The organism is Cobetia sp. (assembly GCF_983723665.1).
This window is the reverse complement of the sequence record NZ_CFDJES010000050.1, coordinates 20,015-21,572: the sequence shown is the minus strand read 5'-3', so window position 1 is coordinate 21,572 and position 1,558 is coordinate 20,015. Positions and strand designations below refer to the sequence as shown.

Below are 1,558 nucleotides of genomic sequence, written 5' to 3'. Positions count from 1 at the left end.
GTCAGTCCCAAGGGAGTGCCTGCATGCGCCACTGGCTGGTCAAGACCGAACCCGATGCCTTCTCGCTGGATGACCTGCGCCGCGAATCACCGGCGCTCTGGGATGGCGTGCGCAACTATCAGGCGCGCAACTTCCTGCGCGAGATGCAGCTCGGTGATGTCGTGCTCATCCAGCACTCCAGCTGCAAGGTGCCTGCGGTGGTCGGACTGGCCGTCGTCAGCGAACTCGCCCTGCCCGACCCGACGGCCAGTGATCCCGAGCACAAGGGCTTCGACCCACGTCAGGTGGCAGATATCGATGCCGACAAGCCTCCGCGCTGGGTCGCCCCGCGTCTGAGCTACCTTCGCCCGCTGCGCACCACCCTGCCCATCGCGCGCCTGAAGGCCCGGCCCGAGCTGGCGGACAGCCACTTGGTGCGCCGCGCACGCCTGTCCGTGATGCCGCTCAGCGAGAGCGAAGCCGCTTGCATCGCCAGCATGGCCGGCGACACCCTGCTGCCGTGAACCGACGCGCCCGGGACGCTCGCGCGAGGAAGTGTCCGGCAGCGCCTTGAACTCCACTGCGACGGGCCGCATCATCAGCCCAACCGGCTCGCGCGCGAGCCTTGAATCGCAGACAGAATTTCGGGGCATGCACCATGATCATCGATCCCAATACCGGCCAGCCACTGACCGGCAATGACACCACCGCCGCCCAGCCACAAGGGGTGGTCGGCGGCGGTGCCGCGAGTGCACCGCGCCAGGCAGAAGACGCCAACACCTACATCATCGATGTGGACATGAGCAATCTTCAGCAGGTGCTGGAAGCCTCACAGCAAGTGCCGGTACTGCTGGATTGCTGGTCGCCGCAGAGCGAGCACTGCCTCGTCCTGACGCCGATCCTCGAGAAGCTGGCACGTGAATATGCGGGCGGCTTCATCCTGGCCAAGCTGAACGCCGAGGAACAGCAGGACATCGCCGCTCAGCTGGGCGTGCGCTCGGTGCCGGACGTCAAGCTGGTCATCCAGGGCGGTCTGGCAGGCAACTTCACCGGCGCACGTCCGGAAGCCGAGATTCGCCAGTTCCTCGAGCAGCACAAGGTCCAGCCGGCGGCAGGAGCAGGTCCCAGCCTCGCGGAGCAGGCGGCCACTGCACTGGAAAGCGGCGACCTCGTCACCGCCAAGGCGCTGTATCAGCAGCTGGCGCAGGAATCCCCCGAGACACCGGAATACCGCATCCACCTCGCCTCGGTGCTGGTCGCAGAAGGCAATGGTGAAGAGGCCCGTCAGCTGCTGGACTCCCTCAAGCCGGAAGACCGTGACGGCGCCCAGGCGCGTGGCGTACGTGCGCGCATCGACTTCATCGCCGAGGCACCGTCTCCCGAAGAGGTGCAGGCGATGATCGAGCGGGACGACAGCGAAGCCCGCTACCAGCGCGCCATGCGTGATCTGGCGGATGGCCACTACGAGCTGGCGCTGGATGCCCTGATCAGCCTGGTGAAGACCGACCGCCAGTACGGCGATGATCTGGCACGCAAGACGCTGCTGCGTGTCTTCGACGCCCTCGGTGCGACCCATGAG

Annotated in this window: 2 protein-coding genes; both read left to right on the top strand. The window is 66.5% G+C overall.

Annotation, left to right across the window (positions count from 1 at the left end; translation table 11 throughout):
• On the top strand, positions 1–503 hold a 503-nt coding region (locus AC4FAH_RS07100; protein WP_353745248.1), incomplete at its 5' end, for an EVE domain-containing protein.
• Positions 504–637: 134 nt separating this feature from the next.
• A partial coding sequence (locus tag AC4FAH_RS07095) for a tetratricopeptide repeat protein (protein ID WP_490245814.1) occupies positions 638–1,558 on the top strand: 921 nt, incomplete at its 3' end.